This is a genomic window from Caulobacter sp. FG7 (genome assembly GCF_057808875.1).
Map to the genome: position 1 here is coordinate 58,176 of NZ_JBMDIW010000023.1, position 26,840 is coordinate 85,015.

Sequence of the window (26,840 nt, forward strand, 5' to 3'; positions counted from 1 at the left end):
GTTAACGATGGTGGTTGTTCTGTTAACCCGATCGTCGAGGCGTTACCGACTTGCGGTCGGTTGATTTGGCGAATTCGGCGTAAGGACGCGAGGGTCCCCATGGCTATTTCTCTTTCGGCGCCGCGCACCACCGAGCTGAAGCCGCGCATCGTGGTCTTCGGCGTTGGCGGCGCGGGCGGCAATGCCGTGAACAACATGATCGAGGCGGGCCTCGAGGGTGTTGAGTTCGTCGTCGCCAACACGGACGCCCAACAGCTCCAGTTCGCCAAGACCGACCGTCGCATCCAGCTCGGCGTGCAGATCACGCAGGGCCTGGGCGCCGGCGCGCACCCCGAAGTGGGCATGAGCGCCGCCGAAGAGAGCTTCCCCGAGATCGGCGAGCACCTGGAAGGCGCTCACATGGTGTTCATCACCGCCGGCATGGGCGGCGGCACCGGCACCGGCGCCGCCCCGATCATCGCCAAGTGCGCCCGTGAGCGCGGCATCCTGACCGTCGGCGTGGTGACCAAGCCCTTCCACTTCGAAGGCCGTCACCGCATGCGCCTGGCCGACGCCGGCATCCAGGAGTTGCAGCGCTACGTCGACACCCTGATCGTCATTCCGAACCAGAACCTGTTCCGCGTCGCCAACGAACGCACGACCTTCGCCGAAGCCTTCGGCATGGCCGACCAGGTTCTGCACTCGGGCGTCCGCTCGATCACCGACCTGATGGTCCTGCCGGGCCTGATCAACCTCGACTTCGCCGACGTCCGCACGGTCATGACCGAGATGGGCAAGGCGATGATGGGCACGGGCGAAGGCACCGGCGAAGACCGCGCCCTGATGGCCGCCCAGAACGCCATCGCCAACCCGCTGCTCGACGAAGTGTCGCTGAAGGGCGCCAAGGCCGTGCTGGTCAACGTGACCGGCGGCATGGACATGACCCTGCTCGAAGTCGACGAGGCCGCCAACGCGATCTCGGACCAGGTCGACGCGGAAGCCAACATCATCTTCGGCGCGGCCTTCGACCCGTCGCTGGACGGCGTGATCCGCGTGTCGGTGGTCGCCACCGGCATGGACGGCGCCTCGATCCAGCAGATCGAGCCCAAGCCGGCCGCCCGCAACACCCATGCCCCGCCGCTGCTGGCCGAGACCTCGCGTCCCGCTCCGCAACCGGCGCCGCAACCCGCCCCGGCCCCGCAGCCGGTCGCCCAGGCGCCGGCCCAGCCGGAAATCCGCCCGGGTTCGCGCTACGAGGCCCGTCCAATCGAGCGCCCGACCGCCACGGCCTATCCGGAACCGGCCTACGAGCCGGCCCCGCAGCCGCACGCCCAGGCCGATCTCTACGCCCAGCCGGAAGCCGCCTATGAGCCGGAACCGGTTTATGAGCCGGCCCCCGCGCCGCGTGTCACCCGCATCGTCGACCCGATGGTCGCCGAGGCCGACGACGAGCCGCTGTATAGCGATCACTACGAGGATCGCCGTCAGCAGAAGAGCGGCGGCTGGATGAGCCTGTTCGGCGGCGGTCGCCAGCAGCGCTACGAGCCGGCCCCGCAGCCGCAGGTTCGCCAGACCGGTTCGGCTCGTCCGCAACTGCAGCCGATCGATCCGCCCCAGGCCGACGACGGCGAGGATCTCGAGATCCCGTCGTTCCTGCGTCGCCTGGCCAACTGAACACCGAGTTAGTACCCAGTAAGCGTAACAGTAAGCGTACCGCGTAAGTCGAAGCGCCCGGGTCCCTCTGGTCCCGGGCGTTTTGCTGTCTGGGGCCGAGCTACGATACGGGGCGGACCTGGATGCCGATGATCACCGGCCAGGCCGAGCAGCCGTCGATGATCAGCTTTACTTCGTCGCCGCGGGCGTAGGCCGTCAGCAGCATGGAGGTGAACATCTGATGGGAGGCCGCCTCGGGCGGCACGACGTAGATGCCGCCATTGGGGCAGCTGTCGGGATTGCTGAAGGTTCCCGTGGTCTGGACGCCCAGCAAGGGAACGTTCCACCCGCCGGTCAGCGTGGTGATCTTGGCCCAGGGCAACTCGGTGGCGGCGCTGGCGGGGCCGGCGACGGCGAGCGTCAGTGCGGTCAGGAGCGCGGTGCATAGGCGGCGCGGTGTCATGTCTTTCCCTCGATCGACGCGGAGCCGACGGGCTCGGCGTGCAAGCTTGACTGTTACCACTGAGGCGAGTGTCGCGGGTAGGGGTGTTGCTGGCATATCCTGACCTTCAGGTGCATAGATCGGTCACGATGAAGCTCACCCGCACCGACAAGAAGATCCTCGATGTCCTGCAGCGCGACAGCGGGGTCACGAACGTTGAACTGGCCGATCGGGTGGGGCTGTCGCCCAGCCCCTGCCTGCGCCGGGTCAAGCAGCTGGAGGCCGCCGGCCTGATCAGCGGCTATGTGGCGCTGCTGGACCGTCGAAAGGCCAAGCTGGACCTGCTGGCCTATGTCGAGGTCGCCGTCGACCGACACAACGAGGCGGCGGCCGAAGCCTTCAAGGAGGCGATCCTGCGCGAGCCCCTGGTGGTGGGCTGCCACGCCATGACCGGCAGCTACGACTATTTGCTGCGGGTGGTGGCGCCCAATCTCGACGCCTATGCCGAGTTCACGATGAAGCGCCTGCTGAAGATGCCGGCCGTGAAGGACATCCAGTCGAGCTTCGTGCTGGAGACCATCAAGGACTCCACGGCCCTGCCGCTGGATTATCTGGAGTAGGGCTTCGAGCGCCCACATCAGGAACGCCTTCCTGGGCCTCGTGCCCAGGATCCATCGTCAGTCTGCTCAGGCCTTTAGGGCTGGATGGCATCTGAGCAGCAGCCGCTATGGACCCTCGCCGCAAGGGCGAGGGAGGCGGTGTGGTCTGTGATGAAAATAGATGTTTGAGGGTCATAAAGTGACCTATATCGGCGCTATAGCGGTCATCATCGCCACAACGCGTCTCCTGGCCTGACCTATCCTGACGTCCGTATCCCCCGACTCCCGGAGCGGCCGTCATGCTGGTTCTCGATCGCAAGCCCCACGCCGCCGCGACGCCGATGCGCGCCGCCCTCGACGGCGTCGTGGCCTACAAGGCCGGCATGACCCTGGCCGAGGCCGGTCGCCGCACGGGCCTGTCCGACTTCGCCAAGCTGGCCAGCAATGAGAACCTGCTGGGCGCCAGCCCCAAGGTCGCCGACGCGGTGATGGCCGCCGTGGCCGAGCCGCAGATCTATCCCGACCCCTATTGCGAGACCCTGCGCGCCGCCATCGGCCAGCGCCTGGGCGTGCCGGCCGGCCGTCTGGTGGTGTCGCCGGGCTCCGAGGCTCTGATCGACTACGTTTTCCGCGCCGTGCTGGCGCCGGGCGATACGATCCTGCTCTCCTCGCCGACCTTTCCGGCCTACGACATCTTCGCCCGCTGTGCAGAAGCGGCGATCGTCGACGTGCCGCGCCTGGCCAATTTCGACCTCGACGTTCCGGCCGTGGCCGCCGCGGCCGCCAAGGGCCCCAAGCTGCTGATCCTCTGCACGCCCAACAACCCGACCGGCAACGCCCTCTCCAAGGAAGCCGTCGAGGCGGTGCTGGCCGCCACCCCCAAGACCACCCTGGTGTTCGTCGACGAGGCATATCGTGAATATTACGAGGCCTACGACATGCTGGCCGTGCTGGAGGCCTGGGGCGGTCCATGGATCGCCGCGCGCACCTTTTCCAAGGCCTATGGCCTGGCCGGCATGAGGGTGGGCTACGGCATCGCCTCGTCGGAAGAGCTGATCGCCTATCTCGACCGCCTGCGTCCGCCCTTCAACGTCACCGCCGTCAGCCAGGCCGCCGCCCTGGCCGCCTGGGAAGACCGCGAGCACTTGGCCTCGACCGTCGCCCTGACCCTGTCCGAGCGCGCCCGCGTCGAGGCGGCGCTGGACGAGATGGGCGTCGAACACACCCGCTCGGAAGCCAATTTCGTCTTCCTGCGCACCCCCGCTGGCCCCGAAGCCACCGCCATGCGTTTGTTGCACGAAGGGCTCATCGTCCGCCCGACGCCCGTCAAGGGCGGCTGGGTGCGCATCACCATCGGCCGGCCGGCCGACAACGACCGCCTGATCGCCGGCCTGCCGGCCGCGCTGGTCCCGTAAAAGAACATCACGAGCCTTAGGGAGGCCCGCATGCCCGTCACGACCGACAACCCCCTCGGCCTGAACGGCTTCGAGTTCGTCGAATTCACCAGCCCCGACGCGGCGGCGATGAAGGCGATCATCGAGCAGTTGGGCTTCGTGCCCGCCAGCACCCATCCGACCAAGGCCGTGACCCGCTACAAGCAGGGGCGCATCAACCTGCTGGTCAACGAGGAAGCCGCCGGCCAGGTCGCCGACTTCCGCGCCGCCCACGGCCCCTCGGCCAACGGCATGGCCTTCCGCGTCGACAACGCGCAGCAGGCCTTCGAAGACGCCCTGAAGCGTGGCGCCAAGGCCGCTGACGCGTCGCGCTCGGTGCTGGGTGCGGACGCCAAGGTGCTGGAAGGCATCGGCGGCAGCTTGCTCTATCTCGTCGAAGGCGAGGGGAGCATCTACGACGCCTGGACCGCCGTGCCGGGCGCGGCCGAAGCCGAAGCCGCCAATTCGGTGGGCCTGGATCTGCTCGACCACCTGACCCACAACGTCAAGCGCGGCCAGATGCGCACCTGGTCGACCTTCTACAATCAGGTCTTCGGCTTCGAGGAGCAGAAGTATTTCGACATCAAGGGCCAGGCGACGGGCCTGTTCAGCCAGGCGATGATCGCGCCCGACAAGGCCATCCGCATCCCGCTGAATGAGAGCCAGGACGACAAGAGCCAGATCGAGGAATTCATTCGCCAGTATAACGGCGAGGGCATCCAGCACCTGGCCCTGACGACGGCTGACATCTACGATACCGTCGAGCGCCTGCGCGCCCGTGGCGTGAAGCTGCAGGACACCATCGAGACCTATTACGAACTGGTCGACAAGCGCGTGCCCGGCCACGGCGAGGACCTGGAGCGGCTGCGCAAGAACCGCATCCTGATCGACGGCAATGTCGGCGACGAGGGCCTGCTTCTGCAGATCTTCACCGAGAACCTGTTCGGGCCGATCTTCTTCGAGATCATCCAGCGCAAGGGCAACGAGGGCTTCGGCAACGGCAACTTCCAGGCCCTGTTCGAGAGCATCGAGCTCGACCAGATCCGTCGCGGCGTGATCACGGTCGACGCCTGACCCCAGGCGCAAAAATACCCTTCGTCGTCATCCCGGCCGAAGCGTAGCGTAGAGCCGGGACCCAGGGGCGGTGCGTACGGCCCCCGGGTCCCGGATAGCCTCTTCGAGGCTTCCGGGATGACGAGAGAAAAAGTGCTGGGAAAAGGCACCGAAACGCACATGGACCTCCGCTACCAGACCGGCTTCGGCGCCCACTTCGCCACCGAGGCCGTGACCGGCGCTCTGCCGGTCGGGCAGAACTCGCCCCAGCACGTGCCGTTCGGTCTCTATGCCGAGCAGCTGTCGGGCACGGCCTTCACCGCGCCCCGGCACGAGAACCGCAGGAGCTGGCTCTACCGCCTGCGGCCCAGCGCCGGGCACGGGCCTTACGCGCTCTATGAGCAGCCGCGCCTGACCAGCGTCTTCGACGGGCCGGTGACACCCAACCGCCTGCGCTGGAGCCCGATCGAGATCCCGGCCGAGCCGACCGACTTCGTCGACGGCCTGATGACCCTGGCCGGTAACGGCGAGGTAGCGGCCCAGGCCGGCATGGGCGTGCACCTGTACCTCGCCAACGCCTCGATGAAGGACCGGGTATTCTACGACGCCGACGGCGAACTCCTGATCGTGCCGCAGCAGGGCGTACTGATCCTTGTCACCGAGATGGGCCGCCTGAAGGCTGGTCCCGGCCACATCGCGGTGATCCCGCGCGGCGTGCGCTTCCGCGTGGAAGTCGACGGGCCCTCGCGCGGCTATGTCTGCGAAAACTACGGCGCGGCTCTGCGCCTGCCGGAGCTGGGGCCGATCGGCTCCAACGGTCTGGCCAATCCGCGCGATTTCGAGACCCCCGTCGCGGCCTTCGAGGACATCGATGCGCCGACCCAGGTGATCCAGAAGTTCCAGGGCAAGCTCTGGAGTGCGCAGTGGGATCACAGCCCGCTGGACGTGGTGGCCTGGCACGGCAACCTCGCGCCGTACCGCTATGATCTGGCCCGCTTCAACACGATCAACACGGTCAGCTACGACCATCCCGATCCGTCGATCTTCACGGTGCTGACTTCGCCCAGCGAAACGCCGGGGACGGCGAACGTGGACTTCGTGATCTTCCCGCCGCGCTGGATGGTGGCTGAGCACACCTTTCGTCCGCCTTGGTTCCATCGCAACGTGATGAGCGAGTTCATGGGCCTGGTGCACGGCGCCTACGACGCCAAGGAGGGCGGTTTCGCTCCCGGTGGCGCGTCCTTGCACAACTGCATGAGCGATCACGGGCCGGACGTGGCCAGCCACCGCAAGGCGACCGAGGCCGAGCTTGGCCCGCACAAGATCGACAATACCCTGGCCTTCATGTTCGAGAGCCGCTGGGTGATCGCCCCGACGAAGTTCGCGCTGGAGCATCGCGCGCTTCAGGCCGACTATGATGCGTGCTGGGACGGGTTCCCCAAGGCCCGCCTGCCGTAACCAGAACAATGAGAGGAAGCGCCGAATGAAGCTCGCGTCTCTGAAGAGCGGCCGCGACGGCCGGCTGGTCGTGGTGTCGAACGACGTGGCCTGGTGCACCGACGCCGGGACGATCGCGCCGACGCTGCAGGCCGCGCTCGACGACTGGGAGCGTTGCGAGCCCTTGCTGCGCGGGCTGGCCGAGAGCCTCGAGCACGGCGGCGTGCCCAAGGAGCGCTTCCACGAGCACGACGCTCTGAGCCCGTTGCCGCGCGCCTACCAGTGGGTGGACGGCAGCGCCTACGTCAATCACGTGCAGCTGGTGCGCAAGGCGCGCGGGGCTGAAATGCCCGACAGCTTCTGGACCGATCCCCTGATGTACCAGGGCGCGTCGGATGGCTTTCTGGCCCCCCGCGACACCATCCCTCTGGCCGACACGGCCTGGGGCTGCGACCTGGAGGGCGAGGTCGCCGTCATCGTCGGCGACGTGCCGCTGGGCGCCAGCCGCGAAGAGGCGCTTGCCGCCATTCGTCTGGTCATGCTGTGCAACGACGTCTCCCTGCGCAACCTGATCCCCGCCGAACTGGCCAAGGGCTTCGGCTTCGTGCAGTCCAAGCCGGCCAGCGCCTTCTCGCCGGTGGCGGTGTCGCCCGACGCTCTACCTGGCTGGAAGGATGGCAAGCTGCACGGCGCGCTGCTGATCGAGCTGAACGGCAAGGACTTTGGGAAGGCTGACGCCGGCGTCGACATGACCTTCGACTTCGGCACGCTGGTGGCGCACGCGGCCAAGACCCGGGCCTTGTCGGCCGGCACCATCGTCGGCTCGGGCACGGTTTCGAACCGCGACGCCGACGGCGGTCCGGGCAAGCCCATCGCGCAGGGCGGCCTGGGCTACTCCTGCCTGGCCGAGGTGCGCACCGTCGAGACCATCCTGCACGGCGCGCCCCAGACGCCGTTCCTGTTGGGTGACGACACCGTGCGCATCGAGATGAAGGACGCCAAGGGCCACACCATCTTCGGCGCCATCGAGCAGACGGTCGAGCGGGTTTGACGCAGGAAGCCGCAGCGGTTGGACGCGTCTGGTCGACGCGGGCCGGGATCAATCTTGGCCCGCTGGACCTGATCGCCGACGGGGCGGCGCGCAACTACGTGCTGCAGATCGGCGAGAACCGTTTTCACGGCTTCGTGGTGCGGCGGGGCGAGGCGGTGTTCGGCTATGTCGACCGCTGCCCGCACGCCGGCCTGCCGCTGGCGCAGCAGCTGGACCAGTACCTGACGCCGGACGGCGGCATGATCGCCTGTTCCTGGCATGGAGCGGTGTTCGCCGTGGAAGACGGCGCGTGCCTGGGCGGGCCATGCGCGGGCGGCCGCCTGACGCCCTGGTCGGTGATCGTCGAGGACGGCAAGGTCCGGACGGCCTGATCGCGGGCAAAAGAAAAGCCGCCCTCCAGGAGAAGAAGGCGGCCCAGTGAATTGGGAGGAAACGCCCAGGAAGGGCAGGACCTGTATAGCGGCTTTCGCAGCGCGTGACAACGTTGTCATGAAGTTTTCGGCGAAAATAGTTCGCCGTGCGTCCGGGGCCTACTTCCGCCGGCGCGCAGCGGCGACCTCGGCCGGAGTGATCGCCTTGCCCTTGTTGCCCCACGCGGTGCGGACATAGGTCAGCAGGCCCGCAAGATCGGCGTCGGTCATGTCGTCCTTGAAGCCGGGCATCTCGTTCTTGCCGTTCAGTACGATCGCCAGCAGGGGTTTGGCGTCGCCCTGGACCAGCGGCGTACCGGCCAGGGTTGGATAGGCGCCCTTTACGCCCTTGCCGGTGGCCTGGTGGCAGGCGGCGCAGTTGTCGGCGTAGAGCGTCTGGCCCGGCGGGGGCGCGGCGAGGGCCGAGGCGGCCGGCAGGAAGGCTCCGGCCAGGATCAGGGCGGCGAAAGCGGTGTTGCGAAACATGAGGTCTTCTCGGCGACTCGACGGCGTCGGCTCCGTCGAGGGCAGGTTAGCCGAGGCCGCCTGCCAGGAGATAGCGCTCACGGGGGAGGGCGGTCTTGCGCCCGTGCGCCAGGGGGCTATGTCGGTCACATGAGCGATCTGACCCTGCGTCTGGCCAAGCCGGAAGACATCCCCGTCCTGACCGCGCTGATGAACGCGGCGATCGCCGAACTGCTGACGCCGTTCCTGCCGCCCGAGGGCGTGGAGGCCTCGTTCGAGGTGATGGGGCTGGACAGCCAGCTGATCGCCGACGGCACCTATTTCGTCGTCGAGGACTTCTCGCTTGGAGACAGGGGAGAGATCGCTGGCTGCGGCGGCTGGAGCCGGCGCGCCACCCTGTTCGGCGGCGACCATTCGGCGGGACGCGACGCGGCCATGCTGGATCCGGCGCACGACGCCGCCCGCGTGCGGGCGATGTATACTCACCCCGATCACGTGCGGAAGGGTGTGGGCCGGATGATCCTGGCGGCCTGCGAGCAGGCGGCGGCCGGCGAGGGCTTCACCCGCGCCGAGATGGCCGCGACCATGGGCGGCGTGCCGCTGTACGAGGCTTGCGGCTATCACCTGATCGAGCCGTTCACCGCGCCGACCTCCAAGGGGTACGAGGTGCCGCTGGCGCGGATGGGCAAGACGCTGGGACCGGCCCCGGCGCGCTAGGCGCCGGAGCCGGCCGCCGGCTCATTTGACGAAGAGCTTCTGGTTGCTGGCGATCATCAGGTCCAGCAGGCCCTCGGGCTGGGTCATGAAGTCCATGGGCATGGTCCCGTAGGGCATGACCCCGTTCTCGATGATGTAGTCGAAGATGTAGGCGTTGATCATGTAGAAGCCCTCGGCGACGCCACGCGGCAATAGCACCGCGTTCGAGCCGCTGAGGAAATTCAGGAACCACACGCCCGGCCGCCAGCTGTTCATGTACCTCTCGATCAAGGCGATCTTGTCGGGGATCGGGAACGAGTTGAGGCCGTATCGATCCTGGATCGCATAGGGTTCGCCCGCCGAGTTGAGCAGGTAACCGCCGGCTTCGGTGAGGCTGTCGCTGTCGTCCGGCCATTTGAAGGTGTCCGAGCCGGTCAGGTTCTTGAACTCGATCATCTCGATGCCGCGGCAGTGGAGATACTTGGTGCTGGCCTTGTCGAACGGATAGCGGCGCATGAAGACGATCTTCTGCCGCAGGTCCTTCAGGGGCTTCTGGTGGGTGTCGATCTCGAAGTGATCGAGCCAGTTGTCGCCGCCGAAGGTGTTGTTCAGCGCGCGGCGCACCAGGCTGATGACGCTGTCGTGGAAGAAGTCCTCGGCGCCGGAATTTATGCACATGACGATCGTTTCCTCGGTTCCCCGGTGCTTGAGGAACTCGGCCATCGGCGCGAGGCAGTCCTTCTCGAAGTATTTCCCGGTATTCGATGCGCCGTGGACGATCTCGAGCGGGTAGGTGGAATCCAGGCGGATGTCGAAATAGCGGGCGCCCTTGTCGAGCTGTTCGCCGATCGACAGGTCCTGGCAGCGGCTGAGGCCGACGATGTAGGCGGCTGTGCCGGCGTCGTGAGAGCCAGGCAGGTTGACGTCGCGCAGATAGCGGTCGCCGGGAAGCTTCGACATCCAGGTCTTGGGGTCGATCTTCGGGATCAGGACGATGGTCAGCTTGCCTTCGTTTTCGTCGGGGAAGGCCGGGTGCTGGGCTTCCAGCACCTGGAAATGGGGCGCGGCGTTTCCGAACGTAGGCAGGTAGCCTTTCCGACAGCCCATGTTCTTGTCCAGGTCGGGCGCGGTGACGGGCCGCGCGTCAGCCAGGGTGCCGACTTCGCCCAGCGGGGTGGCGAAGCTCAGGCGGAACTCGGCGGAGTTGTGGCCTTGGGCGAGCGTCTGCGGACTGGCGACCGTCCTTCCGTACGCGGGGATCTGGCCGCCGCTGAACACCAGGGGGTTGCGCTCTCTGGGCGAGGCCCAGTCTCCGGCTTGGATGAGCGTGGTCGTGATCTCGACTGGATGGTCGGTCATGTTGATGATCTGCAGGGTGCAGTCGGTGCTCATAAGGCGGCTCCGTTATGCCGGCGACCACAGGGGCGTGGTCAGAGGCGTCGATCCGCCGTCGGTTTTCGAGCATCGGTGCGGCTGCTCGCTATGCAAGAAGCGTCACAAAATACAATTTATGGAAATAGTTTGGGCGAGCCTTGCTCGAGCCCGTCGCGCTTTGCGCGAAGAGTGGGGCGGGCCAAAGCGGCCCGCCCCGGTAGTCTTGGTCGCAGGTCCGCTTAGCGGAACAGGCTCAGGATCGAGCTCGACGACTGGTTGGCGATCGAGAGCGCCTGGATGCCCAGCTGCTGCTTGGTTTGCAGGGCTTGGAGCTTGGCGCTTTCCTTGGCCAGGTCGGCGTCGACCAGGTTGCCCACACCGGCGTCGAGGCTGTCTTGCAGCTTGCCGACGAAGTTCAGGTGGGTGTCCAGGCCGGTCGAGCTGGTGCCCAGCGAGGCCAGCTTGTTGGTCGCCGTCTGCAGGGCCGTGTCGATGGTGGTGATCATCGTCTTGGCCGCGGCGGCGGTCGTGAAGGTGGTCGTGGTGCTCAGGCCGATGCCGGCCAGCGACAGGGTCTTGGAGTTGACGGTGATGCCCGAGCCGTCCGAGTTGGCCAGGTAGGTCAGCTTGGTGGTCTTGCCGTCGATGATGCTGGCGCCGTTGAACTTGGCGTTCGAGACGGCCTTGGTGATCTGGTCGCGCAGCGAGTTGAAGTCAGCCTTCAGCGCGTTGAACGACGCGGTGTTCAGCGAGGTGTCGGAAGCGGCCAGGGCCTTTTCCTTCATCTTGCCGAGCAGGTCGGTGACCGTATCGCCAGCCGCCAGCGCGACGTCGATGGTGGACTGACCGCGTTGCAGCGAGTCCTTCACGGCGTTGATCGAGGACGAGGTGGCCGACTGGTTCTTGGCGGTGGCCCAGATCGCGCCGTTGTCCTTGGCGGAGCCGATCTTCTTGCCGGTGTTGATCCGCTGTTGCGAGATCTGCAGTTCGCTGTTGGTCGAGTTCAGGTTCTGCAGGGCGATCATCGCCCCCGAGTTCGTGTTGATGCTGTTCAGCGCCATTACGAAGACTCCTTCTTGAGGTGTCCGACGTCATTTTGACGGTCGGAGGGCTTTTTGCCCCACTGCAATGTTTCGTAATCTTCTTGACATTGAGTGAAAATGTCGCGGTTACCGCTACGTTTACTGTAGTCGTTTGTTAACCGAGATTGACGCAGCCCGTTCGGCTGAATCGAGCCGGGCGCCGGTGTGTCGCCCATGGATTTCCGGGTGTTCGCCTAGTCTCTGGAACCCTTGCCGGGAACGGTGAAAGCCGGGCTGGCGGCCCGGCTTTCACACTCGAAGATTCAAGTTGTCCTCGGCGTGCGGCGCCGGGAAGGTCATGCGCAGAGACGAGCCGGCTCGGGTTCGCGGTCTTCGGCGTCGAACAGGTCGAAGGCTTCTTCCCAGGCCGCCAGGCGGGTTTCGCGCAGGGCCGCGTCATCGATCACCCGCACCAGTTGGTCCTCGCGATCGTTCCACACCAGCCCGACGTCGGTCGCCCGCTCGGCGTCGCCGCCCAGCAGCAGGATCACGTCGGCCTTGGCCGCGCGCTCGGGGCTCAGGCGCATCAGGGTGCGGCCGCCGCCCATGTCGCGGTGGATATCGGCGAAGGCCAGCACGGCCGAGATCATCGCGGCGCTGACCGGACGAACGTGCCAGGGCTGGCAGGCGAGGCGGCTCATGTCGGTTTCTCCGAACGATTGCGATGCACTCTTTTCCACGTGCGTTGCGTCAGAAACGGTCGTAATGATCCGGAATGAGACATGAGAAGGCGACGAAGCTGCTCGACCTGGCCCGCCGGCTGGCCAGTTCTTCCGAGGGGCTGACCCTGGACGAGATGGCCCAGGCGATGGAGGTGGGGCGGCGGACCGCCGAGCGCATGCGCGATGCGGTATGGTCGGCCTTTCCGCAGATGGAGGCGATCGAGGACCCGCCCACCCGTCGTTTCCGAATTCCGTCAGGCCTGGACAGCCTGTTCCAGACCCCGACCGCCGAAGAGCTTGCGGCGCTGCGCACGGCGGCCGACTCCAACGCCGCCGCGGGCGCGGAAGCGCGAGCCGCGGCGCTCTACGCCCTGGAAGGCAAGCTGCTGTCGGCCCTGAAGGGGTCGGCCCGTCGGCGCGTGGCCCCCGATGTCGAAGCCCTGGTCCAGGCCGAGACCATCGCCGTCCACGCCGGTCCGCGCCCGTTCGAGGACCAGGGCGTGCTGGCCGAGATCCGATCGGCGGTGAAGGGGCTGACGGCGCTGTCGTTCCGCTATGAGGGCGGCACCCAGCCGGGGCGCGTGCGCACGGTGACGCCGCTGGGGATCCTGTTCGGCCGGAGCAACTACCTGGTGTCGCTGGAGGGGCAGAGCTCGCGCCCGCGCACCTTCCGTCTGGACCGGATGAGCGAGGTGGAGGCGCTGGACAGGCCTGCCTCGCCGCCGGCCGGCTTCTCGCTGCAGGCCTTCGCCGACGAAAGCTTCGGCATCTATCACGGCGAGATCGAGGACGTGGTTCTGCGCATCAAGCCCGAACGGGCCGAGGACGCCCTGCGCTGGCGTTTCCACTCCAACCAGATCGTGACGCAGGGGCCGGGTGGGGTTGTGACCGTAGCCTTCCGGGCTAGCGGCATGCTGGAACTGGCCTGGCACCTGTTCACCTGGGGCGACGCCTTGGAGATCGTCTCGCCCCAGAGCCTGAAGACGATGATGGTGCAGGAACTGGAGAAGGCGCTGGCGGCGCACCGCCCGGGCTAGGTTTCAGCCGCCACCAGCCTCAGCAACGCCAGTTCCCGCGCCCGCGCGGAGCTCGGCCGGCGCCTGGGCAGGGCGCTGGCCTCGAAGGCTTCCAGGACGCGGGGGTGGATGTAGGCGGCGCGGCAGACGGCGGGGGTGTTGCCCAGCAGGCCGGCCACCGCCTTGATACAGAGGTTCAGAGCCTTCTTCGCCTCGGTCTTCGTGGCCGGGGCGGGCTGCAGGCTCAGCGCTTCCAGAGCCGCCAGCGAGCCGTACCAGGTGCGGAAGTCCTTGGCCGAGAAGTCTTCGCCCGCGACGGCGCGGATGTAGTCGTTGACGTCATGGCTCTCGATCGAGCGGCGCTGGCCATCCTCGTCGAGGTACTGGAACAGGCGCTGGCCGCGAAGGTCCTGGCAGGCGCGGACGATGCGGGCCAACCGGCGGTCGCGAAACCCCGTACGGTGGACCTTGCCGCTCTTGCCCTTGAACTCGAACACCGCCCCGCCGCCGGCCAGCGTCAGGTGGCGCTTCTGCATGGTGGTGAGGCCAAAGCTCTTGTTGCTCTTGGCGTACTCGTCGTTGCCGACGCGGATCAGGGTCAGTTCCAGCAGCCGCACGACGGCGGCCAGCACCTTCTCGCGCGGCAGGCCGCGGCGCGAGAGATCGGCCTCGACGCGCTTCCTCAACCGGGGCAGGGCGCGACCGAAGGCGGCCATGCGCTCGTACTTGCGGGCCTCGCGGTCGGCCCGCCAGTCAGGGTGATAGCGATACTGCTTGCGGCCCTTCTGATCGCGGCCGACCGCCTGGATGTGGCCGTTGGGATCGGGGCAGATCCAGACGCTGGTCCAGGCCGGCGGGATGGCGAGGGCCTGGATGCGCGCGAGCGTCGCCTCGTCCCTGACCGGCCTGCCGTCGAGGTCGGCATAGGTGAAGCGGCCAGGGGCGCCCAGCCGGGCAAGGCCCTGTTCCTGGTCGTTCACATAGGCCAGCAGCGTCTTTTCGGCAGCGGCGGTAGGCTCGTTGCTGTCGCGGGCCACGGCGCTCACCGTACGCCGAAAGCGGAAAAATGCCGGGTCATGCGTTCGCTCCCAACCCAATCCCGGCCAACGTGGTAGAGGGTTCGTCCGTTCCGGGGAGCTTCGATGAACTACCGCCACGCCTTTCACGCCGGCAACTTCGCCGACCTGCAGAAGCACGCGATCCTGCTGGCCCTGCTCGAGGCCCTGACCGCCGACGAGTCGCCGCTGGCGGTGATCGACACCCATGCGGGCGCCGGGGCCTACGACCTGCGCGGCGACATGGCCCAGAAGTCCAAGGAAGCCGCCGCCGGCATCGGCCGGCTGCTGGCCGAGGGCGATGCGCCCGCGCCGTTCGCGCCGCTGCTGAAGGCGGTGGAGGAACTGAACGTCGGCGCGGCCGACGCGCCGCTCTATCCCGGCTCGCCGCTGCTGATCGCCCGCGCCCTGCGGCGCAGCGATCGCTATACCGCCTGCGAACTGCGCGACGACGACTTCGACCAGTTGCGCAAGGTGCTCGGGCCTTACGCCTTCGCCCAAGGGCTGAAGGCCGACGGCTACGCCACGGCCGAAGCGCGCGCCGGGCGCGGCGGGCGCACCTTCGTGCTGATCGACCCGCCGTTCGAGCGTCCCGACGACTACGCCCAGTGCGTGGCCACGGTGCGGGCGGTGCGCAAGGTCGATCCGGGCGCGGTGCTGGCGATCTGGACGCCGCTGAAGGACCTGGAAACCTTCGACGCCTTCATCCGCGCGCTAGAAAACGTCACCGATGACGCGCTAGTGGCCGAGCTTCGCCTGCGGCCCCTGCGAGACCCCATGAAGATGAACGGCAGCGCCATGGTGCTGGTCGGCGCCCCGGCGGCGATCGAGCCGAAGGTCGGCGAGATCACCACCTTCCTGGCCGAGCGTCTGGGCGAGCCCGGCGCGGCCGCCCGCGTCTGGCGCGCCTGATCCGGTGAGCGCGGCGCCGAGCCTTCGTCAGGCCTGCGCCGTTTGGCTGAAGGTTGGATGCCTGGGCTTCGGCGGACCGGCCGGGCAGATCGCCCTGTTGCACCGCGAGGTGGTCGAAAGGCGCGGGTGGGTCGACGAGGACCGCTTCGCCCACGCCTTGAGCTTCTGCATGCTGTTGCCGGGACCCGAGGCCCAGCAGCTGGCCACCTGGCTTGGCTGGCGGCTGCACGGCGTGCGCGGCGGCCTGGCGGCCGGGCTGCTGTTCGTGCTGCCGGGCCTCTTGGCCATGCTGGGCCTGTCGGCGCTGTATGTCGTCCACGGCCAGGCGCGCTGGGCCGCGCCGGTGCTACTGGGGCTGAAGGCGGCCGTGGTGGCGCTGGTGCTGCAGGCCCTGCTGCGGATGGCGGGACGCGCGGCGCGCGGACGGGCCGGCGCCGTCGCGGCGATCCTCGCCTTCCTGGCCCTGACCTTCACCATCGCGCCGTTTCCGCTGGTGATCCTGGTCGCCGGCCTGGGCGGCTGGCTGTGGGGGGCGCGCGGCGGGCCTATCGCGGCCGATGTCGAGACCCCGCCGCTGAAGGGCGCGGGGAGGGCGGCGCTCATCTGCCTGGCCGCCTGGCTGGGTCCCGTGGCCCTGGCCTTCCTGTTCGCGCCTGGCTCGGCTCTGGCCCGGATCGGGGCCGCCTTCAGCGGCCTGGCGGTGGTCAGCTTCGGCGGCGCCTATGCCGCCTTGGCCTATGTGGGCCAGGTGTCGGGCGAACTTGGCTGGCTGACGCCGGACCAGATGCTGGACGGCTTGGGCCTGGCCGAGACCACGCCAGGGCCGCTGGTGCTGGTGTTCGTCTTCGTCGGTTTCGTGGCCGCCTGGCGCGACGCCGATCCTTCGTTCGCTTGGCCGATGGCCGTGCTGGGCGGGCTGATGGCGGCCTGGGCGACCTTCGCGCCGTCGTTCCTGTGGATCTTCGCCGGCGGGCCGTTCGTCGAGCGGTTGCGAGGTCATGCCCGGGCGGCGGCGGCGCTGTCTTGGGTCGGCGCGGCGGTGGTCGGGGTGATCGCCAGCCTCGCCCTGTGGTTCGCCGTTCACTTGCTGTTTCGGACCGGGAATGAGGCGGCCTGGGGACCATTCCGGGCGACGCTGCCCGACCTCGCCAGCCTCGATCCGGCCGCACTGGGCCTGGTGACGCTCGCCTGCGGCCTGACCTTCGCCATGCGGTTGCCGATCCTGGCCCTGGTGGCGGTGATGACGTTGGCGGGCGTGGCCTGCTCGATGCTGCTGGCAGGCTGACGCAAGGGTAGCATTTTTGCGCTTGCGAAACGGCGTTCCATGCTATGCTGCGCCGCACAATCTCGATCGACGGAGTGAACGGCCATGGTTTCCTCGTCCTTCCCGCCCGCGTCTTCCGAAAGTTCCCCAACCCCTTCGACCAACGTGCTGCTCGGCGCGGCCTCACCCCTGTGGGCGGTGTTCGGCGGCGCGGCCGCAGCGGGCGCAGCCTGGTGGTGGTGGTCAAACCGCTGGCGCGAGGCGGTCAATCTCGAAGCGCTGATCGCGATCGCGCCCGAGCCTGTGTCGCGCGGCGTTGTCGACGAGCCGGCGCCGACCCTGGCCGAAGCGCCGGTGAAGGTCGTCGAGGCGGTTGTGGCCGAAGTCGAGCCGGTGGTCGAGACCGTGGCCGCCGCGACGATCGAGGTCGTCGAGGCTGTCGCCGAAGTTCCGCCGGCCATCGTCGAAGCCTCGGTCGAGGTGGTGGAGGCCGTCGTCGAGACCGTTCCCGAGCCTGTCGCCGAGATCGTGGCCGAACCGGTCGAGACCGTCGAGAAGGCCGCCGCGCCGCTGGTCGAGGCCGCCAAGGCTGCGGCCGACGACCTGACCCTGCTGGTCGGCATCGGCCCCAAGCTGGCTGCTTCGCTGGCCGACCTGGGCGTCACCCGCTTCAGCCAGATCGCCGCCTGGAGCGCGGACGAGCTCGACAGCTTCGACAAGCTGCTGAGCCTCAAGGGCCGCGCCGAGCGCGACGCCTGGGTGGCCCAGGCCAAGCGGCTGGCCGAGGGGGCGTAACGCCCCGCTCTAGGCCGGACCGCCCATCGTCCAGATCTTCTTGATTACGCCGGAGAAGGTCAGCATCGGCTGGCCGCCGGTGGACAGCAGGCCGCGCACGAAGATCATCGAGCCGCCGGCGCGGACCACCTCGCCGGTCGCCTCCACCAGGTCGCCGGCCTTGGCCGGGCCGACGAAGTCGCCGTTCAGCGAGACGGTGACGGCCTTGGCGTTGTCGAGTTCGCGCCAGGCGATGGCGAACAACGAGAAGTCGGCGAAGGTCAGCATGCAGCCGCCATGCATGAAGCCGCCGCCGTTCATGTGGCGCGGCTCGGCGCGGAAGGCGCAGCGCACCTTGCCGTCGTCCTCGCGGAAGTAGAACGGCCCGGTCTGGTCCTCGAACGGATCAAGCCCGGCCCAGGTGCGCCAGCCGGCCCACTCGCCTTCCTCGATCAGTCTCGGCCCGCTGACGATCTCGTTGCCGCCGTCCATGCCCTGCACTCCCGTACTTTCTCGTTGTTATTGCGGCTCAGCTAAGCCCTCGCGGCGCGTCGAGGCAAGCCGCCCGCTTACGTCGAAGGCCAAACCGTGGCATGGCTTTCCGATGACCACCCCGATCCAAGACACCATCCTTTCTCAGCTGGCCGCCGTGCCGGCCGGCAAGTCCATCGACCCGATGTCGGTGGCCAAGGCCATCCAGCCCGAGCGCTGGCAGCGTCTGCTGGGCCACATCCGCACCGACGCCGTCGAGTTGGCCAAGGAGGGCAAGATCGTCATCCTGCGCCACAACAAGCCTGCCAATCCCGAGAAGTTCCGGGGCGTCTACCGCCTGCGCCTGCCCATGGAAGGCGATCCGACCAGCTTCCCGGACGACGTGGAGGATGGGGTCGACGACGTGGCCGGCGACGCCGAGGACTGATCGCTTCAAGACCCGCCGAAAGGTGGGTCTTGAAAAGAAACCTGTTCGGTGAACTATGAGCCTCCCAAATATGTCAGGGGAGGCTCGCTCATGATCGTCTTCGGTTCGTCCTTGTCGCCCTATGTGCGCAAGACCCTGGCCTTCGGGGCCGAGAAGGGGCTGAAGCTGGAGAACCGGGTGTCGCCGCCTGGGACCCTCGACCCCGAGTTCGCCGAGTGCAGCCCGTTCCGTAAGATCCCGGGCTTCCAGGATGGCGATTTCCGCATTTCGGACTCCACGGCGATCATCACCTATCTGGAAGCCCTGCATCCGGAGCCGAACCTGATCCCGGCCGAGCCGCGGGCGCGCGCCAGGGCGGTCTGGTTCGAGGAGTACGCCGACACCATCCTGGTGGCGGCCGGCGGCAAGATCTTCTTCAACCGCATCGTCGCGCCGCGCTTCATGCGCCGGCCCGGCGACGAGGCCGTGGCCGCCAAGGCCGAGGCCGAGGACCTGCCGCCGGTGCTCGACTATCTGGAGCGCATCGTGCCGGACGCTGGCGGCTTCCTGCTGGAGGACCGCCTGACCCTGGCCGACATCGCCGTGGCCAGCCCCTTCGCCAACCTGCGTCACCTGAAGCTGGACTTGTCGCGCTGGCCGCGCACCAGGGCCTATACCGACGCGATCCTGGCAAGGCCGTCCTATGCGGCCCTGATCGCTGGCGAGGAGGCGCTGCTGGCGGCATTTGCTCCGCCCGAGGCCGCCTGAAGCCTTGCCAAGTCAGGCCTGGCTATCGGAGGTTGCGACGTCGAGTATGGAGTAGCTTCGATGTCGCAACTGAAGACCCCGGGCGTTTACGTCCAGGAGATCGCCCCGGTTCAGCCGATCGTGGGCCTGCCCACGGCGGTGACGGCCTTTGTCGGTCGGGTCGGTCATGGCCCGGCGGGCGCCGCCGTCGCCATCGACGGCCAAGGGGCCTTCGAAGCCGCCTACGGCCCGGCTGATCGAGCCTATCCCCTGACCCTTGCAGTGGCAGACTTCTTCGCCAACGGCGGCGAGGCGGCGGTAGTGGTCCGCCTGCCTGGGGACGCCACCACCCAGGCCGCCCTGGACGGCGCTCTGGCCGCGCTGAAGAAGACGCCGTTCAACATCCTCTATCTGTCGCCCGACCAGATCGAGGGCGACGTCCCGGCCTTCGCCCGGGAGACGGCCGCGGCCTTCGTGGTCGAGCGCGAGGCGATGATGATCCTCGAGGCCCCGGCCGCCTGGGCGACCGCCAAGATCGACGAGATGACGGTCGATGCGCTTGGCTATTTCTCAGAGCCGCAGCTGTCGCGCATGGCCTGCTATGTCTCGCGCCTGCTCGACGAGGGCGGCCCGCGTCCTTCCGGCGGCGCCGTCGCCGGCATCTGGGCGCGCACCGACCGCAAGGACGGCGTCTGGACCGCGCCGGCCGGCATCCGCGCCGACTTCGCCAGCGGCGTTCCGCAGCGCTTCCTGACCGACGGCGACAACGCGGCGCTGTCCGCGCGAGGGCTCAATGCGCTCCGAAGCTTCCCGGGCCACGACGCCGTCATCTGGGGCGTGCGGACCCTGTCGTGGGTCAGCGAAACGTTCCGTTACGTGCCCGCGCGGCGGCTGGTAGATCACATCGAGGACAGCGTCGAGGCAGGCCTCGCCTGGGCGGCGACTGAGGCGCCGTCGCCGGCGCTGTTCGTGACGGTGCAGGCGCAGGTGTCGGCTTTTCTGACCGAAATCTGGAAGGCCGGCGGCCTGATCGGCGCCAAGGCTACGGAGTCGTTCTATGTCGTCTGCGACATGAGCAATAACGGGCCATATATGGGGCAGGGCGTCCTGCGGGTCGACATGGGCCTGGCGGTGCAGCACACGGCCGAGTTCGTTCCGGTGTCGGTGCTGGTCGAGGTCGCCGCGACCTGACCCCTTGGCGCGCGGCCGGCGGCGTCCTAACTGCCGGCCATGTCGCTCGACGTCCTGCTTTCCGAGATCCGCGCCTGCCGGGCCTGCGCCGGCGAGATCCCGCAGCCGCGTCCGGTGGTGCGGGTGGGCGAGGGGACGCGCCTGCTGATCTGCGGTCAGGCGCCGGGCAGGCTGGTGCACGAGACCGGCCTGCCGTTCAATGATCCCTCCGGCAACCGCCTGCGCCAGTGGATGGGTGTCGACCGCGACACCTTCTACGACCGGCCCGAGATCGGCGTGGCGGCCATGGCCTTCTGCTTTCCGGGGACCAATCCCAAGGGCGGCGACTTTCCGCCGCCGCCGCGCTGCGCCGCTCTGTGGCGCAAGGATCTGCTGGACCTGTTGCCCAATGTCGAGCTGACCCTGCTGGTCGGCGGCTACGCCCAGGACTGGGCGCTGGGCGATTGGATGAAGCCCTCCATGACCGAGACGGTGGCCGCCTGGAGCGAATACGCCGCCCAAGGCGTTCTGCCCCTGCCGCATCCCTCGTGGCGCAACACCGCCTGGCTCAAGCGCAATCCATGGTTCGAGGACGAGGTGACGCCCTATCTTCGCCGCCGTGTCGCGGGCATTCTGCGGGCATGAACCGTCGGAGCCTTCTCCTCACCGTCGGGGCTTCGGGCCTCGCCGCGGCCTGCGCCCCCATTACCCAGCGCCCCGCCCTCGCACCGCTCGGCCTGCGCGGCGCCCGGCTGCAGGAAGACTGGATGATCGCCTTCGACGGCGCCAAGCTCGGCCTCAAGCGCTGGCTGCCGCAGGACGGGCAGGTCACCCATGTGGTGGTCGGCCTGCATGGCATGAACGACTATTCCAACGCCTATCACCTCGCCGCTCCATGGTGGGCGGAGCAGGGGATCGCCACCTACGCGCTCGATCTGCGCGGCTTTGGCCGCTCACCGCGTCGGGGCGTCTGGGCCTCTAGCGACCTGATGATCGAGGACGTCCGCACCCTGGTGTCGCTGGCCCGCGAGGCCCACCCCGGGGCCAAGGTCTCGCTAGCCGGCGTCAGCATGGGCGGGGGCCTCGCGATCGCGGCCATGGCCACGGACAACCCGCCGGCCGCCGATAGTCTCCTGTTGTTCGCGCCCGCCGTCTGGGGCTGGTCGGCCCAGCCTCTGCCCTACAAGACGAGCCTCTGGATCAGCGCCCACACCGCCCGCAGCTGGGTGGTCAAGCCGCCCGAATGGCTGGTGCAGAAGGTGCTGCCGACCGACAACATGGAAGAGCTGCGGCGCATGGGCCGCGATCCGCTGATGATCTGGGGCGCGCGATCCGACACCCTCTACGGCCTGGTCGGCCTGATGGAGCGGGCGTGGGCGTCGCTGGGCAAGGTGCGGGTTCCGGTCGCGTACTTCTACGGCGAGCGCGACGAGATCATTCCCGAAGAGCCGACGAAAGAGGCCGCCCGCCGCCTGAAGCCCGACGATCGTTCGGCCTTCTACGCCAACGGTTATCACCTGCTGCTGGTCGACAAGCAGGCCGAAGTCGTCTGGCGCGACGCGGCTGCGTTCCTGAAGGATCCGCAGGCCGACCTGCCGTCGGGCGCGCCGCCGATCCCGGGCGCGCCGACCGCGCCGAATGTCGTCAAAGTTCAGGGCGTTCCGGCCGGACGCTAGTCGAACGTCCGGCATATTGCAGTGCGATATGAACGATCGTCGGTCGATGTGACAAAAGGCCGATGAAGTGATCCTTGCGGCGGCGCTCGGGGCGGCGTACATCCCGGCACACTGTTTTCCATGCTGAGGCGAGGCCCACGGCAATGACCTTGTTCGATCTGCCCGATTTCGAAGGGCACGAAGGCGTCCACTCGTTCTACGACGAAAAGACCGGCCTCAAGTCGATCATCGCCATCCACTCCACCGCGCGCGGCCCGGCCGCCGGCGGCTGCCGGATGTGGGACTACGCCAGCAGCGAGGCGGCCCTGACCGACGCCCTGCGCCTGTCGCGCGGCATGTCGTACAAGAACGCCATGGCCGACCTCGACTTCGGCGGCGGCAAGGCCGTAATCATCGGCGACAGCCGTCAGCAAAAGACGCCGGAACTGTTCGAGGCTTTCGGCCGCGCGGTCGACAGCCTGGGCGGTTCGTACTGGACGGCCGAGGACGTCGGCGTCTCGCCGGCCGACCTGGAAAGCACCCGCAAGACCACCCGCTACGTCGCCGGCCTGGAAGGCCACGCGGCCGCCTCGGGCGATCCTTCGCCTGTCACCGCCGAGGGGGTGTTCCGCGGCGTGCGCCTGTGCGTCGAGCGCGCCCTGGGTCGTGACCTGACGGGCGTGAAGGTCGCCATCCAGGGCGTCGGCCATGTCGGCGCCTATCTGGCCGAAAAGCTGCACGCCGCCGGCGCCAAGCTGATTATCGCCGACGTCAACCAGGTTGCGCTGAACGAAGTGGCCGCCAGGACGGGCGCCGAGATCGTGCCGACCGACGCCATCTTCGACGTCGAGGCCGACGTCTTCGCTCCCTGCGCGCTGGGCGGCGCCATCTCGGCTGCGACCCTGCCGCGCCTGAAGGTCAAGATCATCGCCGGCGGCGCCAACAACCAGCTGGCCGACGCCATGATCGGCCAGACCGTGTTCGACCGCGGCATCCTCTACGCCCCGGACTACGTCATCAACGGCGGCGGCATCATCAACGTGGCGGCCGAGATCCGGGCCCTGGAAGCCGGCGGCGCCTTCGATCCGCAATGGGTGGCGACCAAGCTCGACCGCCTGGCCCTGACCTTGGGCGAGGTGCTCGACCAGTCGCTGGCCGAAAAGCGTCCGGCCAACCTGGTCGCCGACGAGATCGCCCGCGCGCGGATCGCGGCGGCGCGTCCCTGATCGTCACGGAACCTCCCCCTGTGGGGGAGGTGATCGCGAAGCGATCGGTGGGGGGAGTTGTTGCTGCGTCGGCCAACACGGCAGCAGCTGAAAACGGCCCCCCACCGGCCTTCGGCCGCCTCCCCCACAGGGGGAGGTTCTCTACCTTCCGCTCAAACTGGCCCCCGCGTCCTTGTCCAGCCAGAGATAGACCGGCAGGGCCAGAAGCGTCACGACGCCGATCGCCACGAACGGCCAGACGAAGCTTTGCGGCGTCAGGGCGTGGTCGCCCGCGCCGCGCGTCAGGTGCAGCATCAGGCCGCCGAAGCTGACGCCCAAAGCAAGGCCCACCTGCTGGCTGACCGCCGCCAGGGTCGAGGCGGCCGCCACGCGCGGCTGGGGCACGTCGGCATAGGCGATGGTGTTGGCGGCGATGAACTGGCTCGACCGCGCGAAGCCGCCGACCAGCAAGAGAGCGATCATCAGCCACATCGGCGTCGTCGCCGTGAAGAAGCCCGGCACGGCGGTCATCAGCGCCGTTGCGGCCACGAACACGGCCAGGGCCGTGCGGAAGCCGTAGCGCTTGAGCAGGGCGCCGGCGAAGGGGCGGGCGACCAGTACGCCCAGGCCCGTGGCGATGGTCACGCCGCTGGCCTTCAGCGGGCTCCAGCCGAGAGCGACTTGCAGCAGCAGCGGCATCAGGAATGGGCTGGCGCCGATGCCCAGGCGCACGAAGGTTCCGCCCACCAGGCTGGCGCGGAAGGTCGGATAGCGCAGCAGGGTGAGGTCAAGGATCGGCTTGGCCTGGGCCCGGCAGTGCTTGAGGTACAGCCAGCCCGCGCCTAGCGACACCGCCAGCAGCAGGGCCTGCACCAGCGGCGGGAGCAGGGAAAGGCCCGCGGTCTCGGCCAGGCCGATCAGGCCCGACAGGGCGATGGCGCTCATCACGAAGCCCTGGGTGTCGAAGCGTCCAGCCTCCGGATCGGGCGCGCCCTTGGGCACGAAGCGGCGCACGGCGATGGCCCCGACCACGCCGATCGGCAGGTTCAGGTAGAAGATCCACGGCCAGTCAGCCACCGACAGCACGAAGCCGGCGATCGGCGGACCGATCAGCGGCCCGATCATGGCCGGCATGGTGAACCAGCCCATGGCGCTGATCAGCTTGTCCTTGGGCGTAGAGCCCACGACGATCAGCCGCGCCACCGGCGTCATCATCGCCCCGCCCATGCCCTGGACGATGCGGGCGGCGACCAGCTGGCCGAGGTTCTGCGACAGGCCGCACAGGGCCGAGCCGGCCAGGAACACCAGCATGGCGATCAGGAACACGCGCCGCGCGCCATAGCGCTGGGCCGCCCAGCCGCTGGCCGGGGTGAACACCGCCAGGGCCAGGATGTAGGAGGTCAGGGCGAGCTTCAGGTGGATCGGGTCGGCCGAGAAGGCCTGGGCGAGGCGCGGCAGGGCGGTCGACAGGGCCGTGGAGTCGATGAACTCCATCAGGAGCGCGCTGGCGACGGCCAGGGAGACCAGCCGTGTGGTCCAGGGCGAGATCGGCGCTTCGGTTTCGATGGAGGGCGCCAGGCGCGGATCTGAGGCGAGATCGGACACGGCGCACGGGTTACGCCCGGTAAGGCTCAGGCTCAAGGAAAGAGTGGATAACTTGGGTCCTTCGTCAGTCCCGGGGGGGGGGGGAGAGAACCTCGCCCTTCGACGGGCTCAGGGTGAGGTTCTCAGCTGAGCCGCTGAACCTGAAATGGCCCTCATCCTGAGCCCGTCGAAGGACAAGGGCCGCGCACTGGAGCGTGCCACATTGCGTCTCGTCGGGGATCGGCCCATTCTGCCAAACAGACGTTCGAGACCCTCGAGACCCGGCCGATGTTCCTTCGTTTCTTCTCCGAACTGCGCCAGGCCAAGGTGCCGGTGTCCCTGCGCGAGTACCTCCTTCTGATGGAGGCGCTGGACAAGGGCGTGATCGATCGCTCGATCGACGACTTCTACTTCCTGTCGCGCGCCAGCCTGGTGAAGGACGAGAAGAACCTCGACAAGTTCGACCGCGTGTTCGGCCACGTCTTCAAGGGTCTGGAGACGGTGGGCGAGGGGATCACGGCCGATATTCCTGAGGAATGGCTGAAGGCTCTGACCGAGAAGTTCCTCACCGACGAGGAGAAGGCCCAGATCGAGGCCCTGGGCGGCTTCGAGAAGCTGATGGAGACGTTGCGCGAACGCCTGGCCGAGCAGAAGGAGCGCCACCAGGGCGGCAACAAGTGGATCGGCTCGGGCGGAACCTCGCCGTTCGGCAACAACGGCTACAATCCCGAAGGCGTGCGCATCGGCCAGGACAAGGGCCGCCACGGCCGGGCCGTGAAGGTCTGGGACAAGCGCGAATACAAGAACCTCGACGACAGCGTCGAACTGGGCACCCGCAACATCAAGGTGGCGCTACGGCGGCTGCGGAAGTTCGCCCGCACCGGGGCTGCCGAGGAGCTCGATCTGCCCGGCACCATCCGCGGCACGGCGGAGAAGGGTTATCTCGACATCCAGCTGCGCCCCGAGCGCCGCAACGCCATCAAGGTGCTGATCTTCTTCGACATCGGCGGCTCGATGGACGGCCACATCAAGCTCTGCGAGGAGCTGTTCTCGGCCGCCAAGACTGAGTTCAAGAACCTGGAGTTCTACTACTTCCACAACTGCCTCTACGAGGGCGTGTGGAAGGACAACAAGCGCCGGCACACCGAGAAGGTCCCGACCTGGGAGGTGCTCCACAAGTTCCCGGCCGACTACAAGGTGATCTTCGTCGGCGACGCGACCATGAGCCCGTACGAGATCACCTATCCGGGCGGCAGCGTCGAGCACTGGAACGAGGAGCCGGGCGCCATCTGGATGAGCCGGGTCACCGACATCTACCAGAGCTGCGTCTGGCTCAATCCGACGCCCGAGCGCCACTGGGACTACACCCAGTCGATCGGCGTCATGAAGCAGCTGATGAACGATCGCATGTTCCCGCTGACCATCGACGGGCTGGACAAGGCGATGCGGGAGTTGGTGCGGGGGTAGAAGAAGAACCTCTCCCAGAGGGAGGGGCCCATACGAAGCATGGGAGGGTTGAGGGGTTTCAAAGTCGGCGTTCCCATCATCACGCCCTGAATGAATGCCGTGGGTAGACGGTGAGCGGTGTAACCCCTCACCCTCCCGCGCGCTGCGCGGGCCCCTCCCTCTCCCTCTGGGAGAGGGAAACTAGATACCCCGCGATCGCGCTCCTCCGCGCGTCCAGCGCCTCCAACTGCGCCCGCAGCCGTGTCTTCAGCCGATCCGGACAAGCCCCGTTCGGACCCAGCAGGTCGACGATCTCCGAGATTGGCAGGCCCAGCGCCTTGAGGTCGGCGATGGCCGCCAGCCGCGCGCGGGCCGAGGTCCCCAGGGTTCGGACGTTCTTGGGGCCGCGCCCGCAGGCGATCAGGCCCATCTCCTCGTAGTGACGAATGGCGCGCAGTGTCAGGCCCAGCTGCTCGGCGACGTCGCCGATCGGCAGTTCGGACGAGCGCACCGAGAAGCGCGGGGCATTATGGGCGACGGCGGTCTGGGCGGCAGGCATCGAAACTCCCTTGCGAACGGTCGTCTGGGCCCGGCGGCGGCGTTCGGCCAGCGCGAGCGCGGCCTTTGTCCGTGGACCGGGGATGGCGAGGTCGGGAACGCTCACAGGAACTCCACGAGGACCTGGTCGGCGGCGACGGGGTCGCCGGGCTTGGCGTTGACAGTCTTGACGACGGCGTCGCGCTCGGCGCGCAGGATGTTCTGCATCTTCATGGCCTCG

At 68.0% G+C, this 26,840-nt stretch carries 29 protein-coding genes; 19 read left to right on the forward strand and 10 right to left on the reverse strand.

The genetic code is table 11. The features are described from left to right. The first annotated feature begins 99 nt into the window (after positions 1-99). Positions 100-1,653 carry a cell division protein FtsZ gene (ftsZ, locus tag ACODR1_RS18265; protein ID WP_488881725.1) on the forward strand — a complete coding sequence of 518 codons (1,554 nt, stop codon included), beginning with the start codon at positions 100-102 and terminating at the stop codon, positions 1,651-1,653. 100 nt (positions 1,654-1,753) lie between these two features. Here the strand turns inward: ftsZ and ACODR1_RS18270 are convergent, their stop codons facing one another. Continuing rightward, positions 1,754-2,095: a hypothetical protein gene (locus ACODR1_RS18270; protein WP_488881726.1), complete on the reverse strand. Its 342-nt coding sequence runs from the start codon at positions 2,093-2,095 to the stop codon at positions 1,754-1,756. A gap of 128 nt (positions 2,096-2,223) precedes the next feature. Between ACODR1_RS18270 and ACODR1_RS18275 the strand changes: the two genes are divergently transcribed. The 6 genes from ACODR1_RS18275 to ACODR1_RS18300 all read left to right on the forward strand — a co-directional run bounded on the left by ACODR1_RS18275 (position 2,224) and on the right by ACODR1_RS18300 (position 8,018). Beyond that, positions 2,224-2,694: an Lrp/AsnC family transcriptional regulator gene (locus ACODR1_RS18275; RefSeq protein ID WP_101719015.1), complete on the forward strand. Its 471-nt coding sequence runs from the start codon at positions 2,224-2,226 to the stop codon at positions 2,692-2,694. A 278-nt stretch (positions 2,695-2,972) separates the two neighbouring features. Further along, the gene (gene hisC / locus ACODR1_RS18280; protein ID WP_488881727.1) at positions 2,973-4,088 is read left to right on the forward strand and encodes a histidinol-phosphate transaminase; all 1,116 of its coding nucleotides are present in this window, start codon (positions 2,973-2,975) and stop codon (positions 4,086-4,088) included. Between the two features lie 30 nt (positions 4,089-4,118). Further along, on the forward strand, positions 4,119-5,180 hold the full coding sequence (gene hppD / locus ACODR1_RS18285) for a 4-hydroxyphenylpyruvate dioxygenase (protein ID WP_488881728.1): 1,062 nt from the start codon (positions 4,119-4,121) through the stop codon (positions 5,178-5,180). A gap of 159 nt (positions 5,181-5,339) precedes the next feature. Then, entirely contained in the window at positions 5,340-6,617 is a 1,278-nt protein-coding gene (gene hmgA, locus ACODR1_RS18290; protein WP_488881729.1) for a homogentisate 1,2-dioxygenase, read from the forward strand. A gap of 25 nt (positions 6,618-6,642) precedes the next feature. Continuing rightward, positions 6,643-7,647: a fumarylacetoacetate hydrolase family protein gene (locus ACODR1_RS18295; RefSeq protein ID WP_488881730.1), complete on the forward strand. Its 1,005-nt coding sequence runs from the start codon at positions 6,643-6,645 to the stop codon at positions 7,645-7,647. Further along, the gene (locus ACODR1_RS18300; protein ID WP_488881731.1) at positions 7,644-8,018 is read left to right on the forward strand and encodes a Rieske (2Fe-2S) protein; all 375 of its coding nucleotides are present in this window, start codon (positions 7,644-7,646) and stop codon (positions 8,016-8,018) included. Before ACODR1_RS18295 ends, ACODR1_RS18300 begins: the two co-directional genes overlap by 4 nt. A gap of 159 nt (positions 8,019-8,177) precedes the next feature. Here the strand turns inward: ACODR1_RS18300 and ACODR1_RS18305 are convergent, their stop codons facing one another. After that, complete coding sequence (locus tag ACODR1_RS18305) at positions 8,178-8,543, reverse strand: c-type cytochrome (RefSeq protein WP_488881732.1); 366 nt, start codon at positions 8,541-8,543, stop codon at positions 8,178-8,180. A gap of 129 nt (positions 8,544-8,672) precedes the next feature. Between ACODR1_RS18305 and ACODR1_RS18310 the strand changes: the two genes are divergently transcribed. Continuing rightward, entirely contained in the window at positions 8,673-9,239 is a 567-nt protein-coding gene (locus tag ACODR1_RS18310; RefSeq protein WP_488881733.1) for a GNAT family N-acetyltransferase, read from the forward strand. Between the two features lie 21 nt (positions 9,240-9,260). On the opposite strand, the gene ACODR1_RS18315 is transcribed toward ACODR1_RS18310, so the two are convergent. The 3 genes from ACODR1_RS18315 to ACODR1_RS18325 form a co-directional block, all read right to left on the reverse strand. After that, positions 9,261-10,610, reverse strand: a complete 1,350-nt coding sequence (locus ACODR1_RS18315) for a PI-PLC domain-containing protein (RefSeq protein ID WP_488881734.1) — start codon at positions 10,608-10,610, stop codon at positions 9,261-9,263. A gap of 221 nt (positions 10,611-10,831) precedes the next feature. After that, positions 10,832-11,653 carry a flagellin gene (locus ACODR1_RS18320; RefSeq protein ID WP_165258990.1) on the reverse strand — a complete coding sequence of 274 codons (822 nt, stop codon included), beginning with the start codon at positions 11,651-11,653 and terminating at the stop codon, positions 10,832-10,834. Positions 11,654-11,970: 317 nt separating this feature from the next. Further along, positions 11,971-12,315, reverse strand: coding sequence for a hypothetical protein (locus tag ACODR1_RS18325; protein WP_488881735.1), 345 nt, complete (start codon positions 12,313-12,315; stop codon positions 11,971-11,973). A gap of 74 nt (positions 12,316-12,389) precedes the next feature. On the opposite strand from ACODR1_RS18325, the gene ACODR1_RS18330 reads away from it, so the two are divergent. Continuing rightward, entirely contained in the window at positions 12,390-13,373 is a 984-nt protein-coding gene (locus ACODR1_RS18330) for a helix-turn-helix transcriptional regulator (RefSeq protein ID WP_488881736.1), read from the forward strand. Here ACODR1_RS18330 and ACODR1_RS18335 read toward each other — a convergent pair. Next, positions 13,370-14,398: a DNA topoisomerase IB gene (locus tag ACODR1_RS18335; protein WP_488881737.1), complete on the reverse strand. Its 1,029-nt coding sequence runs from the start codon at positions 14,396-14,398 to the stop codon at positions 13,370-13,372. The genes ACODR1_RS18330 and ACODR1_RS18335 overlap by 4 nt on opposite strands. A gap of 96 nt (positions 14,399-14,494) precedes the next feature. Between ACODR1_RS18335 and rlmJ the strand changes: the two genes are divergently transcribed. The 3 genes from rlmJ to phaH all read left to right on the forward strand — a co-directional run bounded on the left by rlmJ (position 14,495) and on the right by phaH (position 17,378). Beyond that, positions 14,495-15,319, forward strand: a complete 825-nt coding sequence (gene rlmJ / locus ACODR1_RS18340) for a 23S rRNA (adenine(2030)-N(6))-methyltransferase RlmJ (protein ID WP_488881738.1) — start codon at positions 14,495-14,497, stop codon at positions 15,317-15,319. 4 nt (positions 15,320-15,323) lie between these two features. Continuing rightward, the gene (gene chrA, locus ACODR1_RS18345; RefSeq protein ID WP_488881739.1) at positions 15,324-16,604 is read left to right on the forward strand and encodes a chromate efflux transporter; all 1,281 of its coding nucleotides are present in this window, start codon (positions 15,324-15,326) and stop codon (positions 16,602-16,604) included. A gap of 84 nt (positions 16,605-16,688) precedes the next feature. Beyond that, positions 16,689-17,378 (forward strand): phasin PhaH, encoded by a 690-nt coding sequence (gene phaH, locus ACODR1_RS18350; protein WP_488881740.1) that lies wholly within the window; start codon positions 16,689-16,691, stop codon positions 17,376-17,378. A 9-nt stretch (positions 17,379-17,387) separates the two neighbouring features. Here the strand turns inward: phaH and ACODR1_RS18355 are convergent, their stop codons facing one another. Then, complete coding sequence (locus ACODR1_RS18355; RefSeq protein ID WP_488881741.1) at positions 17,388-17,849, reverse strand: PaaI family thioesterase; 462 nt, start codon at positions 17,847-17,849, stop codon at positions 17,388-17,390. A 112-nt stretch (positions 17,850-17,961) separates the two neighbouring features. On the opposite strand from ACODR1_RS18355, the gene ACODR1_RS18360 reads away from it, so the two are divergent. The 6 genes from ACODR1_RS18360 (at position 17,962) to ACODR1_RS18385 (ending at position 23,053) form a co-directional block, all read left to right on the forward strand. Further along, positions 17,962-18,276 (forward strand): DUF3253 domain-containing protein, encoded by a 315-nt coding sequence (locus tag ACODR1_RS18360; protein ID WP_488881742.1) that lies wholly within the window; start codon positions 17,962-17,964, stop codon positions 18,274-18,276. A gap of 90 nt (positions 18,277-18,366) precedes the next feature. Further along, the gene (locus tag ACODR1_RS18365) at positions 18,367-19,023 is read left to right on the forward strand and encodes a glutathione S-transferase family protein (RefSeq protein WP_488881743.1); all 657 of its coding nucleotides are present in this window, start codon (positions 18,367-18,369) and stop codon (positions 19,021-19,023) included. Between the two features lie 60 nt (positions 19,024-19,083). Continuing rightward, positions 19,084-20,193, forward strand: coding sequence for a hypothetical protein (locus tag ACODR1_RS18370; RefSeq protein WP_488881744.1), 1,110 nt, complete (start codon positions 19,084-19,086; stop codon positions 20,191-20,193). 39 nt (positions 20,194-20,232) lie between these two features. Continuing rightward, positions 20,233-20,817 (forward strand): uracil-DNA glycosylase family protein, encoded by a 585-nt coding sequence (locus tag ACODR1_RS18375; protein WP_488881745.1) that lies wholly within the window; start codon positions 20,233-20,235, stop codon positions 20,815-20,817. Beyond that, positions 20,814-21,848, forward strand: coding sequence for an alpha/beta hydrolase (locus ACODR1_RS18380; RefSeq protein WP_488881746.1), 1,035 nt, complete (start codon positions 20,814-20,816; stop codon positions 21,846-21,848). Before ACODR1_RS18375 ends, ACODR1_RS18380 begins: the two co-directional genes overlap by 4 nt. A 143-nt stretch (positions 21,849-21,991) precedes the next feature. After that, entirely contained in the window at positions 21,992-23,053 is a 1,062-nt protein-coding gene (locus tag ACODR1_RS18385) for a Leu/Phe/Val dehydrogenase (protein WP_488881747.1), read from the forward strand. Between the two features lie 141 nt (positions 23,054-23,194). On the opposite strand, the gene ACODR1_RS18390 is transcribed toward ACODR1_RS18385, so the two are convergent. Beyond that, positions 23,195-24,637, reverse strand: a complete 1,443-nt coding sequence (locus tag ACODR1_RS18390) for an MFS transporter (protein ID WP_488881748.1) — start codon at positions 24,635-24,637, stop codon at positions 23,195-23,197. Between the two features lie 267 nt (positions 24,638-24,904). Between ACODR1_RS18390 and ACODR1_RS18395 the strand changes: the two genes are divergently transcribed. Continuing rightward, the gene (locus ACODR1_RS18395) at positions 24,905-26,083 is read left to right on the forward strand and encodes a vWA domain-containing protein (protein WP_488881749.1); all 1,179 of its coding nucleotides are present in this window, start codon (positions 24,905-24,907) and stop codon (positions 26,081-26,083) included. Between the two features lie 127 nt (positions 26,084-26,210). Here ACODR1_RS18395 and ACODR1_RS18400 read toward each other — a convergent pair whose 3' ends face one another. Together ACODR1_RS18400 and ACODR1_RS18405 are read right to left on the reverse strand one after the other, a co-directional pair. Next, positions 26,211-26,726 carry a MerR family transcriptional regulator gene (locus tag ACODR1_RS18400; protein WP_488881750.1) on the reverse strand — a complete coding sequence of 172 codons (516 nt, stop codon included), beginning with the start codon at positions 26,724-26,726 and terminating at the stop codon, positions 26,211-26,213. Next, positions 26,723-26,840 (reverse strand): acyl-CoA carboxylase biotin carboxyl carrier protein subunit (locus tag ACODR1_RS18405; protein ID WP_488881754.1); only part of this gene is annotated, 118 nt, incomplete at its 5' end. The genes ACODR1_RS18405 and ACODR1_RS18400, both read right to left, overlap by 4 nt.

Excerpts from the sequence above, each read along its gene's own strand:
- ftsZ (WP_488881725.1), top strand. The coding sequence starts at position 100 with ATGGCTATTTCTCTTTCGGCGCCGCGCACCACCGAGCTGAAGCCGCGC.
- ACODR1_RS18270 (WP_488881726.1), bottom strand. The coding sequence starts at position 2,095 with ATGACACCGCGCCGCCTATGCACCGCGCTCCTGACCGCACTGACGCTC.
- ACODR1_RS18275 (WP_101719015.1), top strand. The coding sequence starts at position 2,224 with ATGAAGCTCACCCGCACCGACAAGAAGATCCTCGATGTCCTGCAGCGC.
- hisC (WP_488881727.1), top strand. The coding sequence starts at position 2,973 with ATGCTGGTTCTCGATCGCAAGCCCCACGCCGCCGCGACGCCGATGCGC.
- hppD (WP_488881728.1), top strand. The coding sequence starts at position 4,119 with ATGCCCGTCACGACCGACAACCCCCTCGGCCTGAACGGCTTCGAGTTC.
- hmgA (WP_488881729.1), top strand. The coding sequence starts at position 5,340 with ATGGACCTCCGCTACCAGACCGGCTTCGGCGCCCACTTCGCCACCGAG.
- ACODR1_RS18295 (WP_488881730.1), top strand. The coding sequence starts at position 6,643 with ATGAAGCTCGCGTCTCTGAAGAGCGGCCGCGACGGCCGGCTGGTCGTG.
- ACODR1_RS18305 (WP_488881732.1), bottom strand. The coding sequence starts at position 8,543 with ATGTTTCGCAACACCGCTTTCGCCGCCCTGATCCTGGCCGGAGCCTTC.
- ACODR1_RS18310 (WP_488881733.1), top strand. The coding sequence starts at position 8,673 with ATGAGCGATCTGACCCTGCGTCTGGCCAAGCCGGAAGACATCCCCGTC.
- ACODR1_RS18315 (WP_488881734.1), bottom strand. The coding sequence starts at position 10,610 with ATGAGCACCGACTGCACCCTGCAGATCATCAACATGACCGACCATCCA.
- ACODR1_RS18320 (WP_165258990.1), bottom strand. The coding sequence starts at position 11,653 with ATGGCGCTGAACAGCATCAACACGAACTCGGGGGCGATGATCGCCCTG.
- ACODR1_RS18325 (WP_488881735.1), bottom strand. The coding sequence starts at position 12,315 with ATGAGCCGCCTCGCCTGCCAGCCCTGGCACGTTCGTCCGGTCAGCGCC.
- ACODR1_RS18330 (WP_488881736.1), top strand. The coding sequence starts at position 12,390 with ATGAGACATGAGAAGGCGACGAAGCTGCTCGACCTGGCCCGCCGGCTG.
- rlmJ (WP_488881738.1), top strand. The coding sequence starts at position 14,495 with ATGAACTACCGCCACGCCTTTCACGCCGGCAACTTCGCCGACCTGCAG.
- phaH (WP_488881740.1), top strand. The coding sequence starts at position 16,689 with ATGGTTTCCTCGTCCTTCCCGCCCGCGTCTTCCGAAAGTTCCCCAACC.
- ACODR1_RS18355 (WP_488881741.1), bottom strand. The coding sequence starts at position 17,849 with ATGGACGGCGGCAACGAGATCGTCAGCGGGCCGAGACTGATCGAGGAA.
- ACODR1_RS18360 (WP_488881742.1), top strand. The coding sequence starts at position 17,962 with ATGACCACCCCGATCCAAGACACCATCCTTTCTCAGCTGGCCGCCGTG.
- ACODR1_RS18365 (WP_488881743.1), top strand. The coding sequence starts at position 18,367 with ATGATCGTCTTCGGTTCGTCCTTGTCGCCCTATGTGCGCAAGACCCTG.
- ACODR1_RS18370 (WP_488881744.1), top strand. The coding sequence starts at position 19,084 with ATGTCGCAACTGAAGACCCCGGGCGTTTACGTCCAGGAGATCGCCCCG.
- ACODR1_RS18375 (WP_488881745.1), top strand. The coding sequence starts at position 20,233 with ATGTCGCTCGACGTCCTGCTTTCCGAGATCCGCGCCTGCCGGGCCTGC.
- ACODR1_RS18380 (WP_488881746.1), top strand. The coding sequence starts at position 20,814 with ATGAACCGTCGGAGCCTTCTCCTCACCGTCGGGGCTTCGGGCCTCGCC.
- ACODR1_RS18385 (WP_488881747.1), top strand. The coding sequence starts at position 21,992 with ATGACCTTGTTCGATCTGCCCGATTTCGAAGGGCACGAAGGCGTCCAC.
- ACODR1_RS18395 (WP_488881749.1), top strand. The coding sequence starts at position 24,905 with ATGTTCCTTCGTTTCTTCTCCGAACTGCGCCAGGCCAAGGTGCCGGTG.